The sequence below is a fragment of the Sphingobium sp. YBL2 genome, from assembly GCF_000943805.1.
Lineage (GTDB): Bacteria > Pseudomonadota > Alphaproteobacteria > Sphingomonadales > Sphingomonadaceae > Sphingobium > Sphingobium fuliginis.
The window spans coordinates 2,393,561-2,419,256 of the sequence record NZ_CP010954.1 but is presented as its reverse complement, the minus strand read 5'-3'; the positions used below and the strand labels follow the sequence as shown (position 1 = coordinate 2,419,256).

General features: G+C 62.8%; 25 protein-coding genes and 1 pseudogene. 18 read left to right on the top strand and 8 right to left on the bottom strand.

The window, feature by feature from the left end; translation table 11 throughout:
* Positions 1 to 4: 4 nt before the first annotated feature.
* The 4 genes from TZ53_RS11015 to TZ53_RS11000 form a co-directional block, all read right to left on the bottom strand.
* Positions 5 to 967 carry a fumarylacetoacetate hydrolase family protein gene (locus TZ53_RS11015; protein ID WP_044661295.1) on the bottom strand — a complete coding sequence of 321 codons (963 nt, stop codon included), beginning with the start codon at positions 965 to 967 and terminating at the stop codon, positions 5 to 7.
* A gap of 173 nt (positions 968 to 1,140) precedes the next feature.
* Entirely contained in the window at positions 1,141 to 2,292 is a 1,152-nt protein-coding gene (locus TZ53_RS11010; RefSeq protein WP_044661294.1) for an acetyl-CoA acetyltransferase, read from the bottom strand.
* An 18-nt stretch (positions 2,293 to 2,310) separates the two neighbouring features.
* Positions 2,311 to 2,691 carry a Zn-ribbon domain-containing OB-fold protein gene (locus TZ53_RS11005; RefSeq protein ID WP_238320051.1) on the bottom strand — a complete coding sequence of 127 codons (381 nt, stop codon included), beginning with the start codon at positions 2,689 to 2,691 and terminating at the stop codon, positions 2,311 to 2,313.
* A 9-nt stretch (positions 2,692 to 2,700) separates the two neighbouring features.
* The gene (locus TZ53_RS11000) at positions 2,701 to 4,287 is read right to left on the bottom strand and encodes an AMP-binding protein (protein ID WP_044661292.1); all 1,587 of its coding nucleotides are present in this window, start codon (positions 4,285 to 4,287) and stop codon (positions 2,701 to 2,703) included.
* A 261-nt stretch (positions 4,288 to 4,548) separates the two neighbouring features.
* Here TZ53_RS11000 and TZ53_RS10995 point away from each other — a divergent pair, with 261 nt between their 5' ends.
* From TZ53_RS10995 to TZ53_RS10920, 15 genes and pseudogenes are all read left to right on the top strand, one after another.
* Positions 4,549 to 5,370, top strand: coding sequence for an SDR family oxidoreductase (locus tag TZ53_RS10995; protein WP_084694363.1), 822 nt, complete (start codon positions 4,549 to 4,551; stop codon positions 5,368 to 5,370).
* 18 nt (positions 5,371 to 5,388) lie between these two features.
* On the top strand, positions 5,389 to 6,516 hold the full coding sequence (locus TZ53_RS10990; RefSeq protein ID WP_044661291.1) for an acyl-CoA dehydrogenase family protein: 1,128 nt from the start codon (positions 5,389 to 5,391) through the stop codon (positions 6,514 to 6,516).
* A complete protein-coding gene (locus TZ53_RS10985; RefSeq protein ID WP_044661290.1) occupies positions 6,513 to 7,682 on the top strand; it encodes an acyl-CoA dehydrogenase family protein in 1,170 nt (389 codons plus the stop codon). The genes TZ53_RS10990 and TZ53_RS10985 overlap by 4 nt, the downstream gene beginning before the upstream one ends.
* A gap of 221 nt (positions 7,683 to 7,903) precedes the next feature.
* The gene (locus tag TZ53_RS10975; RefSeq protein ID WP_044661288.1) at positions 7,904 to 8,869 is read left to right on the top strand and encodes an XdhC family protein; all 966 of its coding nucleotides are present in this window, start codon (positions 7,904 to 7,906) and stop codon (positions 8,867 to 8,869) included.
* A 513-nt stretch (positions 8,870 to 9,382) separates the two neighbouring features.
* A complete protein-coding gene (locus tag TZ53_RS10970) occupies positions 9,383 to 10,144 on the top strand; it encodes a nucleotidyltransferase domain-containing protein (protein ID WP_238320050.1) in 762 nt (253 codons plus the stop codon).
* 39 nt (positions 10,145 to 10,183) lie between these two features.
* Positions 10,184 to 11,425 (top strand): site-specific integrase, encoded by a 1,242-nt coding sequence (locus tag TZ53_RS10965; RefSeq protein WP_044660553.1) that lies wholly within the window; start codon positions 10,184 to 10,186, stop codon positions 11,423 to 11,425.
* Entirely contained in the window at positions 11,422 to 12,345 is a 924-nt protein-coding gene (locus tag TZ53_RS10960; protein WP_044660552.1) for a tyrosine-type recombinase/integrase, read from the top strand. The genes TZ53_RS10965 and TZ53_RS10960 overlap by 4 nt, the downstream gene beginning before the upstream one ends.
* Positions 12,342 to 13,343 carry a tyrosine-type recombinase/integrase gene (locus TZ53_RS10955; protein WP_044660551.1) on the top strand — a complete coding sequence of 334 codons (1,002 nt, stop codon included), beginning with the start codon at positions 12,342 to 12,344 and terminating at the stop codon, positions 13,341 to 13,343. The genes TZ53_RS10960 and TZ53_RS10955 overlap by 4 nt, the downstream gene beginning before the upstream one ends.
* A 267-nt stretch (positions 13,344 to 13,610) precedes the next feature.
* Positions 13,611 to 14,195 (top strand): hypothetical protein, encoded by a 585-nt coding sequence (locus TZ53_RS26750; RefSeq protein WP_044660550.1) that lies wholly within the window; start codon positions 13,611 to 13,613, stop codon positions 14,193 to 14,195.
* 124 nt (positions 14,196 to 14,319) lie between these two features.
* A pseudogene (locus TZ53_RS27530) lies at positions 14,320 to 14,592 on the top strand (nucleotidyltransferase); the annotation flags it as partial.
* A gap of 220 nt (positions 14,593 to 14,812) precedes the next feature.
* Complete coding sequence (locus TZ53_RS10940; RefSeq protein WP_238320049.1) at positions 14,813 to 15,301, top strand: hypothetical protein; 489 nt, start codon at positions 14,813 to 14,815, stop codon at positions 15,299 to 15,301.
* A complete protein-coding gene (locus tag TZ53_RS10935; RefSeq protein WP_052628180.1) occupies positions 15,298 to 15,810 on the top strand; it encodes a sigma-70 family RNA polymerase sigma factor in 513 nt (170 codons plus the stop codon). The genes TZ53_RS10940 and TZ53_RS10935 overlap by 4 nt, the downstream gene beginning before the upstream one ends.
* 243 nt (positions 15,811 to 16,053) lie before the next feature.
* Positions 16,054 to 17,403: an ArdC family protein gene (locus tag TZ53_RS27525; protein ID WP_238320048.1), complete on the top strand. Its 1,350-nt coding sequence runs from the start codon at positions 16,054 to 16,056 to the stop codon at positions 17,401 to 17,403.
* Complete coding sequence (locus TZ53_RS10925; protein WP_238320047.1) at positions 17,367 to 19,259, top strand: reverse transcriptase domain-containing protein; 1,893 nt, start codon at positions 17,367 to 17,369, stop codon at positions 19,257 to 19,259. The genes TZ53_RS27525 and TZ53_RS10925 overlap by 37 nt, the downstream gene beginning before the upstream one ends.
* Entirely contained in the window at positions 19,256 to 19,537 is a 282-nt protein-coding gene (locus TZ53_RS10920) for a zincin-like metallopeptidase domain-containing protein (RefSeq protein ID WP_238320046.1), read from the top strand. The genes TZ53_RS10925 and TZ53_RS10920 overlap by 4 nt, the downstream gene beginning before the upstream one ends.
* A gap of 100 nt (positions 19,538 to 19,637) precedes the next feature.
* On the opposite strand, the gene TZ53_RS10915 is transcribed toward TZ53_RS10920, so the two are convergent.
* From TZ53_RS10915 to TZ53_RS10905, 3 genes are all read right to left on the bottom strand, one after another.
* Positions 19,638 to 19,979 (bottom strand): helix-turn-helix domain-containing protein, encoded by a 342-nt coding sequence (locus TZ53_RS10915; RefSeq protein WP_044661285.1) that lies wholly within the window; start codon positions 19,977 to 19,979, stop codon positions 19,638 to 19,640.
* Positions 19,972 to 20,247 carry a type II toxin-antitoxin system RelE/ParE family toxin gene (locus tag TZ53_RS10910; protein WP_197565224.1) on the bottom strand — a complete coding sequence of 92 codons (276 nt, stop codon included), beginning with the start codon at positions 20,245 to 20,247 and terminating at the stop codon, positions 19,972 to 19,974. Before TZ53_RS10910 ends, TZ53_RS10915 begins: the two co-directional genes overlap by 8 nt.
* A 125-nt stretch (positions 20,248 to 20,372) precedes the next feature.
* On the bottom strand, positions 20,373 to 21,587 hold the full coding sequence (locus TZ53_RS10905; RefSeq protein ID WP_172668314.1) for a tyrosine-type recombinase/integrase: 1,215 nt from the start codon (positions 21,585 to 21,587) through the stop codon (positions 20,373 to 20,375).
* Between the two features lie 409 nt (positions 21,588 to 21,996).
* Here TZ53_RS10905 and TZ53_RS10900 point away from each other — a divergent pair, with 409 nt between their 5' ends.
* Together TZ53_RS10900 and TZ53_RS10895 are read left to right on the top strand one after the other, a co-directional pair.
* Positions 21,997 to 22,536, top strand: a complete 540-nt coding sequence (locus TZ53_RS10900; RefSeq protein ID WP_044661282.1) for a glycoside hydrolase family 108 protein — start codon at positions 21,997 to 21,999, stop codon at positions 22,534 to 22,536.
* Positions 22,537 to 22,545: 9 nt separating this feature from the next.
* Entirely contained in the window at positions 22,546 to 22,815 is a 270-nt protein-coding gene (locus TZ53_RS10895) for a 3TM-type holin (protein WP_044661281.1), read from the top strand.
* 313 nt (positions 22,816 to 23,128) lie between these two features.
* On the opposite strand, the gene TZ53_RS10890 is transcribed toward TZ53_RS10895, so the two are convergent.
* On the bottom strand, positions 23,129 to 24,010 hold the full coding sequence (locus TZ53_RS10890; RefSeq protein WP_044662979.1) for a LysR family transcriptional regulator: 882 nt from the start codon (positions 24,008 to 24,010) through the stop codon (positions 23,129 to 23,131).
* Positions 24,011 to 24,110: 100 nt separating this feature from the next.
* On the opposite strand from TZ53_RS10890, the gene TZ53_RS10885 reads away from it, so the two are divergent.
* A complete protein-coding gene (locus TZ53_RS10885) occupies positions 24,111 to 25,622 on the top strand; it encodes an acetyl-CoA hydrolase/transferase family protein (protein ID WP_044661280.1) in 1,512 nt (503 codons plus the stop codon).
* Positions 25,623 to 25,696: the final 74 nt, after the last annotated feature.

Sequence of the window (25,696 nt, the reverse complement as noted above, 5' to 3'; positions counted from 1 at the left end):
GCGATCAGGCGGGCAGCATGTCCATCGTCCGCGCCTTGAGCGGGAAAGGCTGCTTGCCGCGCTTGAGCCGGTTGGTCATCTTGCCGAGCCGCTCGATCTCCACCGTCACCTCGTCGCCTTCCTGAAGCCAGGGATAGGTGTCGCGCCCGAAGGTGCCGCCAAGCTCCAGAATGCAGCCGCGACCGACCGTCCCGCCCCCGATCACGTCGCCCGGGCGCAGCCAGACGTTGCGCGAGGCATAGGACAGCATTTCACCGAAGCTCCAGTTGATCGACGCCCAACTGTTGTTGCTATATTCTTGGCCGTTGACCGTCGCCGTCATCTTCAGGTCGAAGCCCAGACCCTTGCGCCGGTCTTCCAGTTCGTCCGCCGTCACTAGGAACGGGCCCAGCCCCATGCCGGCATCCTTGCCCTTGGCGGCCATCGGCGCGCGCGACAGTTCCTCCGCCAGAAGATCCCGGATGCTCCAGTCGTTTAGGATGCAATATCCCGCGATGTGGCTCTCGGCCTCCTCCGGGGTCAGATCGATGCCCGCCTTGCCGATGATGCAGGCGATTTCCAACTCATAATCCATGCTCTGGGCATGACCGGGAATGCTGACCTCGTCCCCGTCGCCTAGCATGTTGGTGTTGTTGGTATAATAGAAGATCGGCAGCGTCAGCAGCTTCTCGTTGAACTCCTGACCCAGATTGATGATGCTGGTGCGATAATGTTCGAGAAAGGACGAGAAATCCCGGATCGAGGGCGGCGCGGACAAGAGCGGCCGCAATTTGACGGCGGCCAGGTCGACGGTTTCCAGCGGATTGCTCTTCGCCTCCTGGGCCGCCTGCCGCAAACGGTCGCCGTCGTCGCCCAAGAGCGCGATCAGGTCGCCGGTCCCGCGGTAGCCATGTATGACGTCGCCGTCCACAAGGCCCAATTTGTCGACGCCCGGCGCGTCAACGGTTTGATAGGTCGCCCAACGCATCTCAATCTCCTTTTTTTGATGACGATCTTGGCTTTTCGGTTCCGAAATCTCCGGGCCTTCGTCCCGGTGGCGGAGCAGGCGCGAGCACCGCTCGCAATTACTTTTGTATAATTAATACTCATCAAATGTTGAGCGTCAAGCATGATCCGACCCCGGCGTCCCTGCACGCCGCGTCACACCGTGTCGGGATGTCCCAGGACGAGGGTGGCCTGGCTCGACAGGAAGCCGCCCGATGCGTGGGTCAGCGCCACGCGCGCATCGGCTATCTGGCGCGCGCCGGCCTGGCCCGTCAGCTGGACGAACGCCTCCACCATTTCGAACAGGCCGTACATCCCCGGATGGCAGCAGGACAGGCCGCCGCCATTGGTGTTGAGCGCCAGATCGCCGCCAGGTCGTATCCGCCCGTCCGACACGAAGCGCCCCCCCTCCCCCTTCGGACAGAAACCCAGATCTTCCAGAAAGAGGATCGGGTTGATGGTGAAGGAATCATAGAGTTGCAGGACGTCCACGTCTCGCGGTGCAAGCCCGGCCTGCGCGAAGGCGCGCGCGCCCGATTCCCGCGCGGCCGTCACCGTGAGATCGGGCATACTGGAAATATGATAATGGGTAGTCGCCGCCGCGCCGCCCAGCAGGTGGATGGGCGTCGCCGCATGATCCTTTGCCCGATCGGCGCGCGTCATCACGATCGCCGCCGCGCCGTCCGTTACCAGACAGCAGTCGCGGATACCCAGCGGATCGGCAACCCGGCGCGCGCCCAGCACATCTTCAATGCTGAGGTCATCGCGCATGAAGGCATCGGGGTTGCGCTTTGCCCACAGGCGCGCGGCCACGGCGACCTCCGCCAGCTGTTCGGGCGTGGTGCCATAGTCGTGCATGTGGCGCGCCGCGGCCAGGGCATAGGCTGCGGTCGGCAATCGCGGCTTGTAGGGCGCCTCGAACGGGTCCGCACCCGCCACCGTCTGAAGCCGTCCGGCGGCGCTGCGCTGGGTACTGCCATAGGTGATGAGCGCCACGTCGCACAGGCCCGCGTCCAGCGCCAGCGCCGCCCATATCGCGTGAGTCTGGAAGGCTGATCCGCCGGTACGGTTATTGTCGGTGATCCTGGGCTGGATGCCCAGATATTGCGCCATGGTCAGCCCCGCCAGATGATCGTCGGGCAGGCACAGAAAGAGCGCGTCGACGTCGGCCGGGGTCATGCCCGCCGAACGCAGCGCCTCGACCGCGGCATAGGCCGCGATATCGATCGCCTGATAGCCGGGCGCTTCGCCCATGCCGAAGGTGGCGGCGCCAACGATGGCCGTTCTACCGCGGGGAAATCCATTCATGATCGGGTTCCTGCAAATCTAGGCCGGGCGGAAAATCACCAGCGGCTGGTCGTTCTCCGTGACGATCCGCGCCCGCACCGCCATGCCGATCGCGACATCTTCGGGCGGCACGCCGTCGACGCGGGCCATCATGCGCGGCCCTTCCTCCAGGTCGATGAGCGCCACATTATAGTCCTGAGCCGGCGGCTTCTGGCGCACCACGGTCGTGGAATAGACCGTCCCCCGGCCGGACAGCTCCACCCATTCGAGGTTCGTACTGCCCGTGGCGGGCGCCGCCACGCGGGGATGGAAGAACAGGTCCCCGCTGTCGCGGCACCGCTGCACCATGAAGCGGCCCTCGGCCAGATGGGCGAGATATTCCTCTGCCGGCCGCACCGGCCATTCCATGTCGTCCCTCATCGCCCTGCCCTATCCCAGCAACTTTACAAGCTCGTTCTTCGCGACCTTCTCCAGCGTCGCGCGCGGAAATTCGTCCAGCAGCCGGATCTCGCGCGGCATCTTGAACGCGGCCAGGCTGTGCCGGCACCGATCCATGATCGCGTCGACCAGTTCGGGGGACGCATGGTCCACGCCATCGCTCGGGATGACGAACATGACCGGCACCTCGTCGAGCATCGGATGGGCCTTGCCGACCACGGCCACCTCGCGCACGCCCGTCACGCCCATCGCGATCTGCTCGATCTCCGAAGCCGCCACATTCTCGCTGCCGACGCGGATCAGGTTCTTGGCGCGGTCGGTGAAGCGCAGGACGCCATTTTCCAGCAGCTGCACCCTGTCGCCCGTGATGAAATAGCCATGTTCATCGAAGCTGCTCTGCATGGCCTGCGCATTGTGCAGATAGTCTTTGAACAACGAGAGCCCCGGCGTCCCACCGATCAGCAGATTGCCCGCATCCCCCACCCGCGTCGGGGACCCGTCATCGTCGACCACCCTAACGTCATATTCGGGCGCCGCGCGCCCGATGCCCAGCGGCTGGGTCACATGGTTGAAGTCGCCGACGATCCCATGGGATATGGTTTCGGTCATGCCCCACCATCCGATCGTCTTGATGCCGAACCGGTCGAAGGCGGGCGGATCGGAAATCGGCGCGCTCCACATGCGGAAATGGTGATCGGGCGGCACGTCCCGCTCCATCAGCACGCGCGTGGAGAAGGAGATCATCGATGCCCAGGTGCAGCGATGGCGGATCGCATAGTCCCAGAAGCGGCTGGCGGAAAAACGCGGCATCAGCACGGCGCTCGCCCCCGCCCACAGCGTCGCCAGTATCGAATAGGACAGCGCGTTGGTGTGAAAGAGCGGCAGGTAGACGAGGTGGACGTCGTCGGCGCGCAGCCCTTCATGCTGGGCGTTGACCTTGGCACCCCACAGGGCGTTGGCGTGGGACCAGACGACCGCCTTGGGCCGGGCGGTCGTGCCCGATGTGAACTGGATGCTGCATGATGCGTAGGGGTCGGCCGGTCGGCGCGCCGGACCGGCATCGTCCAGGAACAGCCGATCGAAGGATTCCGACCGGGCCGGCCGATCCTGCACGGCGGGCGTTGCGCCGGCATCGTGCGCGGTGACGGCGATCCAGCGCAGATCGGGGCACGCCTGCGCCAGCATGGCGGCGAAGGACGGCTGCGTTATCGCCGCGACCGCGCCGCAATGATCCGCGAAATAGGCCAGTTCTCCCGCCGCCGCGCGCGCATTGGTGGTCACGGCGATCACCCCGATTTCGGCGCACGCGAACCAGGAGAAGAGAAATTCGACGCAGTTTTCCAGATGGATCAGCAGCGTGTCGCCCGCCTTCAGGCCGCGCTTGAGGAAGCCGGCAGCCAGCGCCTCGACCCGCTCGTTGAACGCGCCATAGGTCCATGTGCGCGCGTCGCTCTCGAACGGCGCCCAGATGACGAACGGATGGTCGCGGCGGTGCTGCGCCTGCATCTTGAGCAGCCAGGGGACATCGAGCCCCGCAAAGGGTCCGACATGACCGGGCGGCAGGGACGGGATCGTCATAGCGCTGCCCGTGCCGCGCGGCGGGACATGCCATGTCTATCGGCCCCCGGCCGCGCCGGCCGATGCCGGCGTCCAGACGCCTTGAAAAGCCCGCTCATCGCATCCCTCTCCCAACTTGACTTTGAAACATATGACTAGCATATGCTCAACATATGTTGAGGGCAATAGCCGACGGTTCGAACCGGACGGTCGATGGCGGCGACGCCGGCGAAGCCATCGCGACACATCGTCCGATTTCGGAAAAAATAAGATGAGGAAAGCATGACGGGCACCGCCGAAGCGACCGCAGACCAGCAACAGTCATCCAGTATAATCGCCAATCCCATGTCGCTCGATGGTCGTACCGTCATCGTCACCGGCGCGGCACAGGGCATAGGGCTCGCGATAGCCGATCTGGTCTGCGCCCTGCGCGGCAATGCGGTGCTGGTGGACCGCAACGCCCAGGCACTGGAGCAGGTCTGCGGCGACACCGCCGCGAACCGGCTGGCACAGGTCGGCGACATCAGCGACCCCGCCTTCGCGCAGGCAGTCGTAACGCAGGCGTGCGACCGCTTCGGCGCCGTCCACGGGCTGGTCAACAATGCCGGGATCACGCGTCCCGCGATGCTGGGCAAGATGGCGCTGGACGACTGGCGGCAGGTGCTCGACGTTCACATGACGGGCGCGTTCCTGTTCATGCAGGCCGTCAGCCAGCATATGGTGGACCGCGCGAAACAGGGGGATGCCGCGCCCGGTGCCATCGTCAACGTCTCGTCCGATGCGGGCGTCCAGGGCACCGTCGGCCAGATCAACTACAGCGCGGCCAAGGCCGGGATCGCGGGCATGACGATGAGCGGCGCGCGCGAACTGGCCCGCTATGGCATCCGGGTCAACACCGTCGCGTTCGGCATGGTCGAAACGCCCATGACGGAAGTCATCCGCGGCGAGAAGTTCCGCGACACCTATCTCTCGCGCATTCCCCTGCAACGGTGGAGCGCGCCCGAGGAGGTCGCCCGGCCGGTATGCTTCCTCCTTTCCGACGCGGCATCCTACATCACCGGCCAGCGCCTGTCGGTGAATGGTGGCAGCCAGATGTGCGCTTGATGTTGCGGGGTACTGGCCATGTGGCGCGCTGAAGGCGAAATCGACACGCTCATCCGGGAATCGGCGGCCGCGTTCGCCGACGACCGGCACGACCTGGCCCGGCTGCGGAAGCCGGCGAGTGGGGTGGACCGGGCGATCTGGACCGGCATCGCCGAAATGGGGTGGACCGGCATCCTCCTGTCCGAAAGCGATGGCGGTTCCGGCCTGCCCCTGTCGGCGGCGCTCGTCGTCGCGGAAATGTTCGGCCGGCGCCTGCTGCCCGAACCCTTTATCGAAAATGCCGTGATCGCGGCCACGGTCCTGGCCCTGTCGGATACGGCATTGGCCCGGGCCTGCGCCCGGCGGCTGGCGACGGGCGAGGGGCTGTTCAGCCTGGCGCATGGCGAAGCGACGGCGGCCGGCCATCAGGACGATCCCTTGTCTACCACGGCGCGCATCGCCGACGGCATGATCGTGCTGCATGGCGACAAGGCGAGCGTGCCCGGATGGTCGGACGGCGTGTCGATGCTCGTGACGGCCGACCATGATGGCGATCTGGCGATCGTCATGGTGCCGGCCGACAGCGCGGGCATTACGGCCACGTCCCATGCGATGGCGGATGGCAGCGTCACGGCGGACGTCCGGTTCGACGGCGTCACCCTGCCGCAAGACCATTTTCTTGCGCGCGGACCCGCCGCTCGGGACATGGTGACGCTGGCGATGGGCCGGGGCCTGCTCGCGGTTTCGGCGCAGTTGGAGGGGCTGGCCCAATCGATGCTGGCGATGACGATCGATTATGTCGGTCAGCGCGTTCAGTTCGGCCGGCCGCTGGCATCCAATCAGGCGCTTCAGCATCATTTGGTCAACCTCTTCGGCCAGATGGAACTGGCCGGCGCGTCCTGGCGCAGTGCGGCTACGTTGTTGGGCACGCAGGGCGCCGCCCACGCGCGTGGCCCCATCAGCCGCGCAAAGGCCCGCTGCTCCGACATGGCGATGGCGATCGCCAAGGCGGCGATCCAGTATCATGGCGCCTTTGGCTATACCGAGGAAGCCGATGTCGGGCTCTACGTCAACGCCGCGCTGCGCCATTCCGCCTGGCTGGGCAATGCCAGCACGCACCGGGAGCAGGCCTTGCGCGCGCACGAACAGAACAGGATATCGTCGTGACCGAACCCGCAGAACTGGATTCCCTGTCCGACGAGGCGTTCCGCAAGAGGCTGCGGGACTGGCTGGAGGAATATTATCCGCCCGAATGGCGGCGGCCAGTCATATTTCGCCTGCGCGGGGACAGCGAAAAGCGTTGGCTCCGCCTGATGCACGACCATGGCTGGCGGCTTCCCTCCTGGCCAAAGGAATATGGCGGGCTAGGGCTGCCGCTCACCAAGCAGCTCGCCTATCATGAGGAAATGGCGCAGTTCGGGACTGCCCGTTGGCTCGACATGGGCGGCACGCTGCTTGGTCCGACGCTGATCAAGTTCGGGACGCCCGAACAGAAGGCGAAATATCTGCCCGAAATCGTGCGCGGCGACGTGATCTGGTGCCAGGGCTATTCGGAACCCAACGCCGGATCGGACCTCGCCAGCCTGAAGACGACGGCGCGGCGCGACGGCGACCATTTCGTGGTCAACGGGACGAAAATCTGGACGACCATGGCCACCGACGCCCAGCGCATGTTCCTGCTGGTCAGGACCAGCCAGGAAGAACGCAAGCAGCAGGGCATTTCCTTCCTGCTCGCCGACATGGACCTGCCCGGCATCACGGTCGAACCGATCGTCAACCTGGCAGGAGAGGATGAGTTCGCCCAGGTATTTCTGGACGATGTCCGCGTGCCGGCGGAAAACTTGGTCGGCGAACCGGGACAGGGATGGACCGTCGCTAAAGCGCTGCTCGGCGTCGAGCGGATCACCACGGCGAGCCCCGCTCCAGCGCGGTACGCCTTTGATGTCCTCGACCGCCTGATCAGCTTTGCTCAGAGCGATCAGCATGCCTTGCGCCAGTTGCATGGGCAATTGCTCTGCGATCTCGAGGATTATGTCGCGCTCTATGCGCAAACAACGGACGCCTACATCGATGGCCGCGTTGAAGGGCATGAATTGTGTGTACTAAAGATGCTGTCGTCCGATCTATTCCAACGCATTAGCGAGGCATGCCTGCAGGCAGCAGGGGAGCGCGGCGGCAGTCGGGGTGCCGTCCCGCTGGGAGCGGACAACGAGGACCTCCGTCTCATCTATTTGATTGCGCGCCCGACCAGCATCTATGGCGGCGCCAATGATGTGCAGCGCGACATCATCGCGAGAGCGATTTTCGGCAGCCGGACGACCTTGTCGCGATAATATGGAATGATCTGGCCCGACAGAACGGATATCCTCGCCATGTTAATCAAGTACTCCACCAGAGCCATGGCAAAGGGCATCATCGAAAAGCCGATTCGAGCTAGGCGAAATCTGGTCGTCCACGGCTGCAATACTGCAGGAGTGGCCATAATTAACCAGGTATACTGCGCATCAACGAATGACAGCTTGGCCATGGGTCAAGCGCGAGGGAAGAATCTTACGTGCGCCTGATCGATGCTGACTGGCCTTTGTTCGGCTGGACTAATGATATCAGACCAGCTTTGCGAGCTGCTACAGATCGAAATGCCCACCTTGTATTAGGCACTTTAATCCGCGTTGCTGGATCATCGCCGCGCCCGGTGGGAACCCAGATGGTCTTCGAAGGAGATTCCGCCTCAGGATATTTTTCTGGGGGATGCGTTGAAGCCGACATTGCCAATCACGCTAAGATGGTCATGCAGGACGGCAAGCCGGAACGGCTGTTGTATGGCGATGGTAGTCCATGGATTGACATACGGCTTCTGTGTGGCGGCGCATTAGAAGTCCTGCTGGAGCGCATCTCATCCGACGAGGGAGCGGTCGCTAGTCTTCTCGCGCTCTCCGCTAAGCGCAAAGCCGTCCGTTGGCAAAGCAATGGTTTGGAACGGACGGTCGCAGAAAGTTGTCAGCGTCCTGCCTTCCAGCTCACCGGAGAGATATACAGTCTTTCTTATTATCCCCCATGGAGATTGGTAATCGCAGGTGGCGATCCGATTGCGTTGGCGATTGCCGCGCTCGGCGCCATGTCTGGCTTTGAAACTCTCCTAATTCGTCCAAACGGTCCCGACCACCCTCCGCCGATCGCGAATGTGCAATATGATCGCAATTCAGCGGATGAAGCGATCAAAGACATAAAGCCGGACCATTGGACGGCGGTTATCGCTGCCAATCATGACGATGAGTTGGATGACCAGATTTTATCGGCTACGTTACAACACGATCCTGCCTATCTAGGAGTGCTTGGCGCCCAAAGTCGCGTCGCCGGCAGAAATCACAGATTGGCCCGTGCCGGCTATGATGCCGAAAAGCTGCGGTCGATCCGTTCGCCTATCGGGCTGGCACGTACTGGCAAAGCTCCGTGGGAGGTAGCAGTTTCTGTGATCGCTGAGATAATGCAAACAAGGAACCAGCAAACAGACCGGATATAGCAGCAAGTATCAGTGCATCTTTCACGCACCCGATTCATTCATCGTCATCGGGATGTGGATCGCAGGGAATTGACCCGTGTCGAAGACCTATGACGTCTCGGGAGATAATTTAAAGTAGGGCTTTGCTTCCGGGCCGATCTACAGCGACGCGTCGCATCCCATTTCGAGAAAACTGTTTAATCCCACGGTTTGATGATGCGATCCTTTCGTTGGAATAGAAGGAAGCATTATGTGGCAGGCACGTCAGGGGAGCCCACGACCACCCGAACGTCAGGCGCATCCGAACGGGCAAGACGCTCGGCATCGCTGTGGATGCGCCGATCAGTGCGAATGACCTCCCTTCCCCTCGCCGATAACCGCCGTCCCTCGCCCAACGCAATCTGCCGAAAAGCGGGCGCGTCAGATTTGCGGACAAGCCCCCGCGCGCGCAGTTCGAACGGCTTGATCATTATGCCATAGCCTTGCTGCGATTGGACTTGCCAAACATCGGCGAATGCAGAAAGAATCCCGGCAATGCGTACCGATACCGACCATCTTCCTGCGGCAAAGCAGCGCGAGCTTGAGCGCATCGTCGAGGTCATTTTCGAAGAGTTTCGCGGCGCCATAGAGAATGCCACCGGCCCCCGGAAGGGCGCGCGCATCCTGAAGGTTGTCCTCTTTGGCAGCCATGCGCGGGGTGACTGGGTAGATGCGCCGCTATCAGCGAACCAGTACAAGTCCGACTACGATATCCTCATCATCGTCAGCCAGAAAGAACTGACCGATCGGGCCGCTTACTGGGCAAAGGCAGAGGAGCGGCTGATCCGCGCTTACACAATCGAAAAGACGCTGCGCACGCCGGTCAATTTCATCGTCCATTCTCTGCACGAGGTGAACGACGGCCTAGCCCATGGTCGCGTGTTCTTCATGGAAGTCGTCAAGGATGGGACCGCCCTCTACGAGGCGGACGACCGCGAACTGACGAAGCCGAAACCGAAAACACCGCAGCAAGCGCTAGACGCCGCGCGGGAGTATTTCGAGGACTGGATGCCACAAGCCGCCAGTGCGCAGAAGGGCTTCTTGTTTTTCCTTTCTCAGCATGAGCATCGGGATGCGGCCTTTATGCTGCACCAGGCCGCTGAGCGTCTATACTCCGCCTTGCTGCTCACGTTGACTTTTTACACTCCATTATGCCGCGCGCGGCATAAAGGGGTTTATGCCGAGCAGCTTACTATGCCGATGGGTTCCCGCTTTCACATCGGCTCCGGTGCCTTAGCGGCTATCGACGCGGCATAGTTTCCTCCTCACGCACATCATGTGCGTGGAGGAACGACGATGATCACCGATGGATATTTGAGCAGCAGTCGGATCTTGCGCGGCCTGAAGCGTGGTCCGTTCGCCGAACACATTCACCTCTACATCGAGTGGCTTCGGCGGCGCGGTTACAGCCGGGAGATCGGCCATCGGTATCTGAGCCTTGCTCGGGATTTCGGGTTCTGGCTTGCTGCCACCGGCTCGGATCTTGCCGATGTCCGGGAAGGGCTCGTCACCCGATATCTCGCCGAGCGGTCACGGCACCGTCCGCAGTACAGAGGGGATGCCCTGGCCCTGGCCCGGTTGTTGTTAGTCCTGCGCGAAGCCAACGCCATTGCGCCCCGACCCATGCCCTGCGGCGATCCGTGCGAAGATATCCTCCAGGCTTACGCGCTCTATATGGAACGCCAGCGTGGCCTCGCGCCAATGTCGATCGCGAGCCACCTGTGGTTTCTTCGGCCGTTCCTTAAGGAGCTGGGTATCGCGACCCGCGTCGATGCTGCGCGTCTTTCGGGTCGGGAGGTGGCGCGCTACGTCGAGCGGCATGGCGGTGATCGCGGGCCGACAACCGCTCGGATCATGTGCTCTCGCCTACGGGTGTTCCTGCGATATCTGCACGCCGAAGGTTTTCTCGCCGAAGACCTGACGACTGCGCTTCCATCCGTGCGCCGGCCTGCCGAAGCCGGATTGCCTAGCTTCATGCCGAACGAAGATGTGCAGCGCGTTCTCGCCAGCTGCGATCAAAGCACGGCTATGGGTCGACGTAACTATGCGATCCTCATGCTGCTCGCCCGGTTGGGGTTACGGGCGACCGAGGTGGCGAGGCTCAACCTCGACGATTTTGACTGGCGGGCGGGCCAGTTCACGGTTCGCGGCAAGGGACGCAAGACGGCTACCATGCCGCTGCCGCCCGACGTCGGCGCGGCGATCGCCAGCTATCTGCAGGATGGGCGCCCGCCGTCGGACAGTCGTAGCCTGTTCCTGCTCGCGGTAGCGCCATATGCTGGGTTCAAGGGGGCACCTGGCGTCCAGACTGTTGCGCGTAAGGCGATCGCCCAAGCCGGCGTCATCGGCGTCGCCCATCGCGGCTCACACGCCTTCCGTCACAGCCTGGCGACCGATCTGCTGCGGTCCGGCGCGACGCTGACCGAGATCGGCCAACTTCTGCGCCATGAGCAGCACGACACGACGCGGATCTACGCTAAGGTAGATCTCGACAGCCTGCGTCCCCTGGGCATGCCTTGGTTGGGAGGCGAGCAATGAGCGTGCTGCGTCAGGCGCTGACCCGCTATGTGCTCATGCGGCGCGGGTTTGGCTATCGCTTTGACAACGAAGAGCGCTGCCTCAGCGATTTCGTCACCTTGATGGACGCAGCCCAGGCCAGCGTCATTACACGCAAGTTGGCAGTGGCCTGGATTACCCAAGCCCAGCGCGCGTCCTGGTCGAACAGGCTATCGATGGTGCGCGGGTTTGCCCGGCATCTCTCGAGCCTCGATATCCAGACCGAGACACTGCCTGCCGGGATATTTCCATCACCCCGGCGGCCGCGCCCCTATATTTACACCGAAGCGGAGATCCAGCGACTGCTCGACGCGACGCTGCGCTGGGGATTGGCCAAGGGCATCAACCGTCGCACCTATCATTGCCTCTTCGGCCTGCTCGCGACCACGGGCATGCGTTTGGGCGAGGCGATTGGCCTCAAGCGCGCGGATGTCGATCTTCAGGCCGGGATATTGACGCTGCCTGTGACTAAGGGTGGCAAGGATCGGCTTGTCCCGCTGCATCCGACCACCACCCGGGCGCTCGCTGACTACGCCGCACAGCGTGATGACTGTCGCGCCTGCCGCAATAGCCCCTGGTTCTTCGTCCTGCGAGGAGGTCAGCGGCTGCGGCCTCAGTACCCCGAACGCATATTCATCAGCGTGCTGCGGCGGATCGGGTTACGCGATCCCGAGCTATATAGCCGGGGTCCGCGCCTCCACGACCTGCGCCACAGCTTTGCCGTCAACACCCTCCTGCGTTGGTACCGGGCAGGTGAAGATGTTGAGCGCCTGCTGCCAACGCTCACCACCTATCTCGGCCACAGCAAGGTTCGCGACACATATTGGTACCTCTCGGCCTGTCCCGAGCTCATGAGCGAAGCTGCGAGCAGACTCGAAGCGCGCTGGGAGATGGTGTCATGACCGGCACCGCGGCCCTGCCATCGCTCATCGAGCGCTTCTTCACCCTGCGCCTCATGCACCACCGCAACGCCAGTCCGCACACCATCGCATCCTACCGCGACACGTTCCGGCTGCTGTTCACCTTTGCGCAGGCAAAGTTGGGTAAGCCGCCCTCCCGGCTCGATCTCACCGATTTTGATGCTCCGTTTATCGGCGCCTTCCTCGACGATCTAGAGGCGAACCGGGCGATCGGGATCAAGACGCGCAACCTGCGCCTGACCGCCATTCGAGCCTTCTTCCGCTTCGTCGCGTTCGAGGAGCCCGCCCTTGCTGGGCAGATCCAACGCATACTCGCGATCCCTGGCAAGCTTCACGACAAGCGCGAGGTGCATTTCCTGACCCGCGGCGAGATCGACGCGATCCTCGCAGCACCCGATCGGAGCACTTGGATCGGCCGACGTGATCACATGCTGCTGCATCTCGCCGCGCAGACCGGCCTGCGGTTGTCCGAGATCGTCCAGCTTGAGCGCGACGCCGTCGTTCTGGGCACCGGCGCGCACGTCCGATGCCTCGGCAAGGGTCGCAAGGAACGCTGCACTCCGCTTACCAGACAGACGTGTCGTGAGCTTCAAGCCTGGCTTAAAGAGGCAGGGCAGCGCGGTTCGACGATGCTGTTCCCCAACATACATGGCGGCCATCTAAGCCCTGACGCTGTGCAGCGTCTGTTGGCACGCCATGCTGAGACCGCGAAGCTGCGATGCGCCTCGCTCGGCCGCAAGCGGGTCACCCCTCATGTCCTCCGACATAGCGCGGCGATGGAACTGCTCCAGGCTGGCGTGGACATCTCCGTTATCGCGCTCTGGCTTGGGCATGAGTCCATCAAGACCACCCAGGTCTACCTGCACGCACACCTCGCATTGAAGGAGGCGGCGCTAGCCAAGGTCAAGCCGTTCAAAGGGCAGAAGGGAGGACGCTATAAGCCGGGGGATCGGCTGCTCGCCTTCCTCGATGCACTGTAGCTTGGCGCGGGGACTCGCCTCTGCTAACATCTTGATGCGCTGTGCAAAGGTCAGCGCCGGGACTGGTAATCCCGCCAGAGAAGCAAGCTCGGACACTTCGGTTTCCGGGGTGCCGTCGCGTATGTCCAAACCTTCGGGTGAAAGGCGGCGGCGCATGTCTCTGGCATGTTACCAGCTCCGGCGGCTCCCGCGCCTAGCGTGCGGGAGTTCGGGACTGTTCCGCATCCGTCTCGTCCTTTCCGCGTGACCGCCTAATGCGGACCGGAGATGACCATGGACCAGTTTGTTCCTGTTCGATCACAGCACGCGGCGAGTTCCGCGCCCCCAACGGCGTTGATCTCATCAACAGACGATAATTCCGCTCTCGCCGCCCTATGGAAGATCTATGGCGCCGAACCGGTCAAGCTCCGACGCACGCAGGAGGGACGCGAGCTCAGCCGCGTACGCTACCGCCGAGCCGAAGAATTCATGACTTCCCTAGCGCCCGAAGCGCCCGGTGACTGGCCCGATTTCCTCTACTCTGCCGGCATCGTCGTGCAACTCGCGGTTTCGTCCCATCTGCTGGATGTGGGTTTCCCCGATGCCTGGTGCGCTCGGCATGTTGGCCTGCACGTTGATCGATCGTTAGCCTACGCCAACGTCACCGGGTTCGGCTGCGAATGCGCTGAGACGGTCCGATTCACGCAAATTCTGGCGCCTTATTGGAAGTGGAACCGGCGACATCTGACTGACCGCGTCCACCCGGACGACGGCGGCTTCACGGCCGATCGGGTTCGAGCGCTGGTGTGTGCACTGCTGGATCATGTGTGTCATGTCACAGGCCACCGTCATCGTCCAACGATGAGGTCATGACCACTGCCTTTTGCACCGCGTGCTTTGGAGGGACGTAAAACTATGCCGAGCCGATTGCCGGGATGACCTGGGAAACCGGATCATTCCACGGTGGCGCGGCATAGTTCGCCGTTCGGCATAAGCACCCCACAACCACAACATCGCCTTTCTCCGCTCGCTGGCCGAAGGGCTGGACCGCCGCCTCTATGGCATATGGCCGGAAGCCACGCACGCCGAACGCGCCAAGTTCCAGAAGCTGAAGGAAGCGTACACCAAAGCCCGCTATTCCAAGCACTACCGGATAAGTGCCGAAGAACTGGCATGGCTTGGCGAACGCGTCGAGGAACTGGGCCGCGTCGTCCATCAGGTCTGTTCGGAACGGATTGCCGAACTGGAAAGCGCAGTCGCTGGTAAATAGCGATCCCGCCAGACAGCTTGCCCGGATTCCTCCAGTCTGGCATATTCGGCGGCACGGGATGGAAGAACTGGCGGCCATCTCGGGGATAACCCTGCCAGGCATCATGTAGGTTCGGCCACTAAGGTCGGGCAGTTGCTGCAAGCCGCGACGGCGGCGCACAGCGGACACCGCTTGCACGATCCGCGCCCAGACGCGCGGACCGCTGGTGTGCGAGCTGCAAATGACACCCCCTATCGACGTTTACGCGCGCGAAGTGGTGATGGCGCGCGTCAATCATCTAATCCGGCGTAAACAGAATGAGATCGAACGCATCGCGCGTATCATCCGCGCCTGCTTCGAGCCCGAGAAGGTCCAGGCACCCCGACCGGGGAAGATCAGACGGATCATCCTGATCGGCCCCTATGCGCGCCGCTCCTGGTATGAGGACCGGCAGACAATCCAGTTCTCGGATTATGAATTCTGGATCATCGTCAACCATCCCGCCTTCAAGGACGAGCGCTGCTGGCAGCGGGTGCGCGATGTCATCGACAGCGAACTTGGCAACCGGTGCGCGGTCGATCTCGACATATTATCCAAGGCCGACATCCGCATCGCCAGGATCGAGCGCGACACCTTCATCCTCGACCGCATCGAAGCCGGCATCACGCTCTACCGCGCCTCGCGCGACGCGCCACTAAACAAGCGCGAACGCCGGGAGGCAAGACGATGACCCCCTCCCATTCCACAGTTGCGTTCGAGGCGCTTTACCGAGAAGAATATGCACGGGTTCTGCGTTTCTTCCGAAAGCGCGTGGGAGGGGACGATGCCCCCGACCTCGCGCAGGAAGTTTTCATGAAGCTTTTCGCTGCGGACGTTATCGAACACATAGAGAACCCGCCGGCCTATCTCACTCGATGCGCGCGCAACCTTCTTATCAGCCGTGCGCGTCGCAGGGCGTCGGCACACATCGTCACCTATCCCATCGACGAGGGTCGGGATGCACCTGCGCCTCCCGAGCAGACCTGGAGGATCGAAGAGGGAGACGTCCGGAGGGTCTATCGACGGACACTGCTGGCCATGCCACGCAAGACCCGCCGCATCTTCCTCATGCACCGGCTGAAATGCATGACCTATGCGGAGATCTCCGCGCAGGTCGGCATCGGCTACAGTGGCGTCGAATATCATATGACGCGCGCCCTGGCACGGTGCCGCAGGACGGCTTCTGTGCATCGATTGTAGAATGGCTTCCTAAGCTCATGATTGAGCGCCGCCAGCGGCGCAACCTTTCCACAGTTCCGGAGGGAGAAAGAGGCTCTGCCTCTCTCTCCCTGCAAGGTGCCGCTTTGGGGCCGTGGCTCGCTGCGCTGCGCCCGCACCACCCCCGGCACCGGACCTTGCCCCCACTCTCTCCGCCCCTCGCCGGGTCGGCAGGGGGTCATGCGCGGCATGACCCCCTGCGCGGATTGGAAGGGAGTAACATCAATGACCCAGAACACCGGCAAGCAAGACCCTCACAGCCATATCACCGACCGCATCCTGGCCGAACTTGAGCAAGGCACCCGCCCCTGGCTGAAACCGTGGAGCGGCGGCGACATCGCCAAGTCCGGTCAGGCTCGCCCCTTGCGCGCCACCGGCCAGCCCTACCGTGGCATCAACGTTCTTCTTTTGTGGATAGAGGCGCAGGCATCCGGTTTCGTCAGCCCGTCATGGATGACCTACAAGCAGGCGCAAGCCTTGGGCGCGCAGGTGCGCAAAGGGGAGCATGGCGCAACCGTGGTCTATTATGGCGACAGCACCAGGACCGTGCATGACGATGCCAGTGGGGAGGATCAGGAACAGGGCTTCCGTTTTCTGAAGACCTATACCGTGTTCAACGTGGCGCAGATCGACGGCTTGCCGGAACGGTTCCATATCGTGCCGGAACCATGGCCGGAGGCGGAGCGCATCGAAGCCGCCGAGGCATTCTTTGCCAGCATCCCGGCAACCGTGAACCACGGCGGCGACAAGGCCTATTACATCCCGTCAGCCGACCGCATTCAGCTACCGCCCTTCGCAGCCTTCCATGATGCCCACGGCTATTACGCCACCAGGGGGCATGAAACTGTCCACTGGACTCGGCACGAGAGCCGCCTTGATCGCTCATTCGGGCGCGAGAAATGGGGCGATGAAGGATATGCCCGTGAGGAATTAGTGGTGCGCCGTGTCGGCGCGAATATAGGAGTGAAGATATGTCTTCTGGATAGCTGGGAAAATCCATGCGTCCCCGACTTACCGGTGCCGGTGACGAACCGGCTGAAATCCCGAAAGGGGAACGGGACCATAGCATGTCGGGAAAAGGCCCAAACTGCCGAAACCATCGTAGGTCGGGCGGGTCATCGCAAGATGCGTACGGCGAAAGCTACACTGCCTGAACTCCAGTCCTCAGGGTTTTATCCTCGACAGCGGCGCAGCGATGGTTGCAGCGTCGCACCGCGCAGAAATCGGATCGCGATGAGGTCCGATATGAAGGGAGAGTGGCGACCGAGCACTCCCGGCCCAGCCAGCGCGGCCTGCCTGCCATCGGTGGGATCAAAGGGACGAACGGAGCGCCTAACCGCATCGCATCTCCTTGTTCGCGTAAACACGGGATCGCCTAAATGGGCGCGTCAGCGACCCACATGGCGACAGAGCCGCAATAATAGCCAAATGCCGGGAGTAATGCCCCGGACAGCCATTTTCGGATGGACGGCCACGGATGAAAGATGCCGGGCAACCGGTGTGGGAATCCTCACTGGTCGGGTGAAGGGCGGCAGTGCTTGCGAGACTGGTCAGCCAACAGGGTGGGCGTGCTGATGCTACCCGATACCTTGCAACGGCGACTGGAATCGATCCCAACCCTGTCGAGACAGGGCAAGCGGATCAACGGCTTGTCGCGTATGATGGCAGACCCGCTCCTGTGGGAGCAGGCCTATGCCGAGATCGCCTCCAATCGAGGCGCGCTCACGCCCGGCGTCACCGACGAAACGCTCGACGGATTCTCCCTAGAGCGGGTCGAACGGATCATCGGGCAAATCACAAACGGCAGCTACCGCTTCGCCCCCGTGCGTAGGGTCTTAATCCCAAAGGCCAACGGGAAAACACGCCCACTGGGCATCCCCACGGCCAGCGACAAACTGGTTCAGGCGGCGGTAAAGCTGCTGCTGGAACGCATATACGAGCCGGTGTTCTCGCCGCGCTCGCATGGCTTCCGGCGTGGCCGATCCTGCCATACCGCCCTTGAGAATATCAAGGACATCTGGACTGGTGTGAAATGGCTGGTGGACGTCGATGTTGTCGGGTTCTTCGACAATATCGACCACGGCATCCTGATCGACCTGCTTGAGCGGAAGATCGACGACAAGCGGTTCATCCGCCTGATCGAAGGGATGCTCAAGGCCGGTTACATGGAGGACTGGTCCTTCAACGCCACCTATAGCGGCACGCCGCAGGGTGGTGTCGTCTCACCGATCCTCGCTAACATCTACCTGCACGAACTGGATCAGTTCCTGACGGAGATGAAGGCGCGGTTCGACCGGGGCGAGCGGAGGGCTGAGAATCCGCGATACCGCAACCTTACCATTGGCATGTATAAACGTCGCCTCCGGGTCGAGAGGCTGCTGAGCGAAGGCCGAGAGGCCGAAGCGCAGGTGGTCCTCGCCAAGATCCGGGAGATGGAGACGGAACGCTCCACCATGCCGTCGAAGAACGGGCTCGACCCGAACTTCAAACGGCTATTGTTCTGCCGCTATGCCGATGACTTCATTATCGGCGTGATCGGCTCGAAGGCGGATGCCCGAGAGGTGATGGCACAGGTGACGGATTATCTCCGTCACCACCTTCGCCTCGAAGCGTCGCCGGAAAAGAGCAAGGTGAGCAAGGCGTCGAAGGGGACCATGTTCCTCGGCTACACGGTCATCACCGTGACCGGGAGCAGGGTCCGGCGGACGAAGCTGGGCAGGCGGGTCGTGCGTTCGCGCGACTGCGCAGACCGCATCCACCTCCGCGTCCCGCACGACAGGCTCGTGCGGTTCAATCAACGCAAGGGCTATGGTGACCTAGGGCGTCTGAAAGCGATGCACCGCCGGTATCTGGTCGACAGCTCGATGCTGGAGATCGTGCTGGCATACAACGCCGAGATGCGCGGGCTCGCCAACTATTACCGGTTGGCCTATGTCGCGAAGTTCAGCCTTCGCAAGCTGTGGTTCCTCTGGGAAACCAGCTTGTTGAAGACGCTGGCGTTCAAGCTGCGGCTGTCGGTCAATCAGGTCGCCCACCGTCTCAAGACACGGGATGGACTCGCCGTCCGCTTCAAGGTGGACGGAAAGGAACGGTCGGTTGCTGTCTTCAATCTAAAGCATATCGACCGGCTGCCGAACCTTGGGCCGAATGTTGATCGCTGGGCAGTCCCTCACTTCACGAAGGGGCGCTCGGACGTGATGGATCGGCTTCGGGCGAAGCAGTGCGAATACTGTGGCTCGACCGACAATCCGTGCGAGGTCCATCATAGCCGCCGACTGGCGGACGTGAAGGACACCCCGCTCTGGAAACAGGTCGCGGCGGCACGGCGGCGCAAGCGCGTCGTCCTCTGCCTGCCATGCCACAAGGCGCTCCACGCCGGGCAACTCAAGCCGCTCGATAGCGGCGACATGCAAGCACGGAGAGCCGGATGATGGGAAACTATCACGTCCGGTTCGGTGGGCGGGAGAGGCGTGTCCTCATCGAGGCGCGACCCTCCCGACCCAATGCGGAATTGGGCGCTGCCTTCCTGGCCGCCGATCTTGGGCTTTGTATCGAGCCGCGCCTCGATCATGCCAGCTACATCGCAAGCTGGATCAAGGTGCTGCAGAACGACACCCGCGCCATCGTGCAAGCCGCCGCCCATGCCGAACGCGCCGTTGCCTATCTGCACCAACTGGCGCCCACAAAAGCGATCGAGAAAGCGGCGTAGATTATTTTGATGAGGCCGCCCCAAGAAGGGGCGGCCCCTTCGCTTGTCCCACCACCAACCCCATGCGCGGGCCGCTCCCTTCGATCGCGGCTAATTGGTTTCAGGCAGCAAGCGTTGATATTGAAGCCCGCTTTCCACCCGCACGCGGCGCGACGGAAATCTTCACCCGAACGTCCCGGTTGAGCCGGTCGAGGATCCGTAACAGCCGGTCGATGGTGAATCGCTCCAGTTTGACTTGGCGGATACGCGAAAAATCGGCAGCCGATATGCCGGTGCGCGCTTCGGCATCCCGAACCGTCAGCCGCTCGGCATCGAGCGTTTTGACGATTTCAGCGGCAAGTATCGCACGAAACTGCCGAATGCTGGCATCGGGCTGATCGAAGTCTGCAAAGACATTGCCCGAACCGCGAACCAGTTCGAAATCGTCATCATGGTCAGCCATTGAGCATCTCCTTCAGCCGCTTGATCCGCTCGCGCACGAGATCGATCTCGTGGCGCGGCGTCGCAATCCCCTTGGTCGATTTCTTCTGGAAGGCATGAACCACCCATATGTCATCGCCCAGTTGAAGCGCATAGACGACCCGAAAGGCGTCGCCGCGCTCTTTGAGAGCCAACTCGCACACACCGGCACCCAGACCGGCAAGCGGCTTGGCAATGTCCGGCGTTCCGCCATCGGCGACCACGGTCAGGGCATCCAATGCCCGATCCATGGCACGCGCAGGGAACGCCTCAAAATCTCTTCGCGCCGCCTTGATCCAAGAGACAGTGCGGAGTGTGTCACGTGATTTCGCCATATGTAGTCAAATCTGCCAACAATGTCAATCCGCATGCAGCATCATGCCGCCGCTGCAAATGGCGAGGTGCTGACCAGCACTTCCACGGCTTTCAGCTTATGTTCGGGCGCGAGATGGGCATAGCGCAGCGTCATCGCATAATCGCTATGCCCAAGCAGTTCGCGCACGGTGTTGAGATCGACCCCGCCCATTACGAGCCGCGAGGCGAAATGGTGGCGCATGTCGTGCCAGCGGAAGGCAGTGATGCCTGCATCCTTGAGCAAATGCCGCCACGAGAAATTGACGCGATCAAACCGCTGGCCCGCGTCGTTGACAAAAACCATCCCGTCGGTGCTTTCCGCTTGCGCGCGCCAGCCCTGCAAAACGAACATGGCCTCCCGATTGAGCGGGATATGGCGCGTTCGCCGCGATTTCGCGGTCGCACCCGTCACGGTCAGAATACGCCGGTCGAGATCCACATTCGACCAGGTGAGATCGAAAAGTTCACCGCGACGGCAGCCCGTGTTGATCGAGAGCAGGATCAGCGGCTTCACATGGTCGGTAAAGGCCAACTGCCGCAGGCTCGGCAGCAATTCATACCCGCGTTCGCTCCGCCAACGGTTAGCCGAATCGCGCTCGGCGCAGCGGCGCTCTTCGCGAGCATCGAGCGCCGCTCGCAAGCGGGCCTCTTCGTCGTAGGAGAGATAGCGAACTTTGGGGCAATTGTCGGTGCGCGATTTCTTGACCTTGGCGAGTGGATTGGTCCCAAGCAATTCCCATTCCACCGCGCGGTTGAACGCGGCCTTGATTGAGGAAATATCCCGGTTAATGGTTTCGAGGCTCAACCCGCGTTCGACCTCGCCTCCACGCCAGCGTTCGACATCCAGAGCGGTGATTGCATCGAGGCGTTTGTCCAGCAGGACCTTGAACGCGGTCGCAAGCCGGTTGAGGTTTTGCTTATGCGCTTTTTGATTGGCCTTGGCCCAAAGCCCATAGTCGCCATCGAGAAAGGCGCGGAAGGTCGGCACCTCCCGCTTGGGCTTGCGCGCTTCGATGGGATCAATGCCGCGATAGACTTCGGAGAGAATGACGCGGGCGCTCTCGCGGGCCTCGGACAAACCCACCGCATCGGCCCTGCCCAGCCACACCCGCTTGCCCCGCGCATATTCGCAATAGAAAGACTTCACCCCGGCGGGCGTTATGCGCAGGATCAAGCCTTTGAGCCGGGAATCCCTATAATCTTTAACTTTAACCGATATGGGAAACTTATCGACCATGGATTGTGTCAAAGCAGCTCGCATTATTCCGGCCTCGCCTGCCAAAATTAAATCCCGAATCGCATCGTTCTGGTGGTGCACTCATGGTGCAACTTGCTGCAACAGAGCGGAACATAAAGGGACAATCTGCACCACCGGAGATGTCAGCAGACTGGCAGAAAAGACCCTATTTTGCAAGGTTTATCGTTTATTTTCGGTGCATTAGGAACCATCAAAAAGGCGGGCTGGGGGTGTGGGGGTCGGAGGTTCGAATCCTCTCGTCCCGACCAAATTTCCGGCAGGGCCTTTTCCGGCCTGCCTGCCTTTTTCCCATTTTTATCCATTTCGCCCGCGCGAGCGCTTTTCCGCTGTCCTACAGCTAACCAAATGGGATAAATGACCCGCCTTTCCGGAACAGGAGGGCGTTTTCATGGATATTGCGGCTCTGATCGATGAAGTCATCGCGCGGGAGGGTGGCTACGGCAACCATCCGGCGGATCGCGGCGGACCGACCAATTTCGGCATCACCCAGGCCGTAGCGCGGGCCAACGGCTATGGCGGCGACATGCGGGCGATGCCCCGGACGGTGGCCGAGGCGATCTATCGCAGGCTCTATTGGGAGAAGCCGGGCTTCGCCTTCGTCGCGGAACTGGCGCCGGCGGTGGCGGAGGAACTGTTCGACACGGCGGTCAACATGGGGCCGGGCACGGCCGGCGGTTTCCTGCAGCGGGCGTTGAACGCGCTCAATCGCAACGGGCGGGACTATGCCGACCTGAAGGTGGATCAGGCGGTGGGGGCGAAGACGCTTTCCGCGCTGGGCGCCTTTCTGGCCGTTCGCGGGCGGGCGGGCGAGAAGGTGCTGCTGAAAGCCCTCGAAGCGCTTCAGGGCGAGCGCTACCTGGCGCTGGCCGAGAGCAGGCCGGCCAATGAGGCCTTTCTCTATGGCTGGCTCGCCAACCGGATCGGATAGGAGGCAGGGATGACGTCTTCACGCAGGCGAGTCGCGGGGGACCGGTGGACGCTGCGGGCGCGGCCGGCCTTTCTCTACATGATGTACGGGTTGCTGCTGTGGTCGGTGCCGCTGGGGCTGGTCGGCGGGGTGCGGCCCGATGTGGCGGCGGGGATCATCCGGGCGATGCGAGCCTATTTCAACGCCCTGCCGGAGCCGCTCTATGCGCTCTTCGGGACGGGCTATCTGGGCTATACGGCGGCGCGGGCCTGGGGGAAGGCGAAGGGGGTGGAGCGGTAAGAGGCGCCCCTTGCCCCTTATCCTGTTCCTGCGAAGGCGCTCGAATGAGCGCGGCGGGTCTTCAGGCCAGAGCATCCTGCGCAAAAGTGGGAACCGGTTTTGCGTTCAAAAGGATGCGACAACAAAAGCTTGGAGCGCGCGGCCTGCCTATGATTTGACGCAGCGCGCTCTAGAGCCAATCGCCATTCAGCCCTGACGGCCTGCAAATGACGCTTTTCCGTGCTTCCGGTGCTCACCTACCTTGAGTAGGCTGCGCTCCGGGTCACGGAAAAACACCATTTTCGGCTCGTCATCATCTGAATGTCGATTGGCTCTAGGGCCGTTCACCGGGGAAATTCTCCTTGAGGAAGTCCAGCACCACCCGCGCTCTTGGCGGCAGGCGTTTGTGGGACGGGTGGACGGCCCAGATGTCGAGCGGGGCGATGTGGCTTTCCGGCAGGACCGGGACCAGCCGTCCCGCCGCGATGTCGCCCTGCACCCGGATGGCGGGGAGCAGGGCGATGCCGAGGCCGCTGATGGCGGCGCGGTGGACGGCTTCGCTGCTGTCGCTGCGGAAGGTGCCGCCCACCACCCTCTCCCGCCCGTCGATGGTCCAGCGGGCGGGCACGTCGCCATAGGCATAGGCGATGCACTGATGCCCCGGAAGGTCTTCGGCGGACGAGGGCATGCCGTGGCCGGCAAGATAGGCGGGATGCGCGACCAGCAGGCGGGGCAGCGCGCCCAGCGGATGAACCACGAGGCTGTCGTCGCCCACGGGGCCGACGCGCAGGGCGAGGTCGAGGCGGTCCTCCACCACGTCGCGTTGCCAGTCCGTCATCGCGCAATCGAGCTGGAGCGCGGGGTAGCGCGCGGTCAGATCGCCCAGGCGCTCGACATAATAGAGGCCGAGCGCGGTGGTGAAGCCGATGCGCACCAGGCCGCCCGGTTGATCGCGGACCGGGCCGAATTCCTGTTCCGCCCCATCCAGCGCGTCCAGCATCGCGCGGGCGTGGACCAGCAGGCGGTCAGCCTCCGGCGTGGCGATCAGCCGGCGGGTGGTGCGATGGAACAGGATGGCGCCGAAATGCGATTCCACCTGATCCAGCCGGCGGGCTATGGTCGTATGGCTGGCGTGCATCTCTCCAGCCACGCGGGAGAAGTTGGGTTTTTCGCATAGCCGGACGAATGTCCGCAGGGCGATCAACAGATCGGACATTTGCACGATACTCGCACAGATATTGTGCGGCTTATCCTTATTGTCTGATCGGCCGAAAAGCCAGATGCCAGCGCGCAAGGAAGGATGGAAGAGGATAGCCATGACCGATCGCATCGCCCATGCCGGGCTGGCCGCCAAATGCCGGACGGCGGAGGAGGCCGCGGCGCTGATCCGCAACGGGATGGCCGTGGGGATGAGCGGCTTTACCGGGTCGGGCTATCCCAAGGCGGTGCCGCTGGCGCTGGCGAAGCGGATCACCGAGGCGCATGCGGCGGGCGAACCCTTCCGCGTCAGGGTGTGGACCGGCGCGTCGACCGGGCCGGAGCTGGACGGGGCGCTGGCGCAGGCCGACGGCGTGGAGTTCCGCCTGCCCTATAATAGCGATCCCATTGCCCGGGAGCGGATCAACAAGGGCCAGATGCAATATTTCGACATGCATCTGAGCCAGGTCGCGCCGATGGCGTGGCAGGGTTTCCTGGGCGATCTGGATGTCGCGGTGGTCGAGGTGACGGGGATCACCGCCGGGGGCGAGCTGGTCCCCTCCGCCTCCGTGGGCAACAACAAGACCTGGATCGACCGGGCGAAGGGCGTGATACTGGAGGTCAATCGCTGGCAGAACCCCGCGCTGGAGGGGATGCACGACATTTATTACGGCACGGCGCTGCCGCCGCATCGCCAGCCGATCCCGCTGATGCGGGCGGACCAGCGCATCGGCCAGCCGACCTTCCGCTGCGATCCGGACAAGGTGATCGCGGTGGTCGAGACGGATGCGCCGGACCGCAACGCGCCCTTCAAGGCGCCGGACGACAAGGCGCGGGCGATTGCCGGGCATTTGCTGGAATTCCTGAGCCATGAGGTGAAGAAGGGGCGGTTGCCCGCTTCGCTGCTGCCGTTGCAGTCGGGGGTCGGCAATATCGCCAATGCGGTGCTGACCGGCCTGATCGATGCGCCGTTCGAGGATATGGTCGCCTTTACCGAGGTGATCCAGGACGGGATGCTGGACCTGCTCGACGCGGGCAAGCTGCGGATGGCGAGCGCGACGGCCTTTTCCCTGAGCCCGGAGGCGGCGGCGCGGATGAATGCCGATATGGGGCGCTATCGGGACCGGATGATCCTGCGGCCGCAGGAGATCAGCAACCATCCCGAGCTGGTGCGGCGGCTGGGCTGCATCGCGATGAACGGGCTGATCGAGGCGGACATCTACGGCAACGTCAATTCGACGCATCTGATGGGATCGCGCATCCAGAACGGCATTGGCGGGTCGGGGGACTTTGCGCGCAATGCGTTTCTGTCGATCTTCATGACGCCGTCGACGGCCAAGGGTGGGGCGATCTCCGCCATCGTGCCGCATTGCAGCCATGTCGACCATATCAACCAGGATGTGCAGGTGATCGTGACCGAGCAGGGGCTGGCGGACCTGCGCGGGCTGGCGCCCCGGCAGCGGGCGGAGGTCATCATGGAGAATTGCGCGCATCCGGACTTCCGGCCGATGCTGAAGGACTATTTCCGGCGGGCGCTGGCGGGGTCATATGGGTTGCAGTCGCCCATGCTGCCGGGGGAGGCGCTGGCGTGGCACCAGCGCTTCATCGATACGGGGACGATGCGGGGGTAGGGATTGGGGAGATGGGGATGAGGTGGCCGGGCTGGCTCGATTTGGCCAATGGCGGACGTCAATGCTTCCCCTCC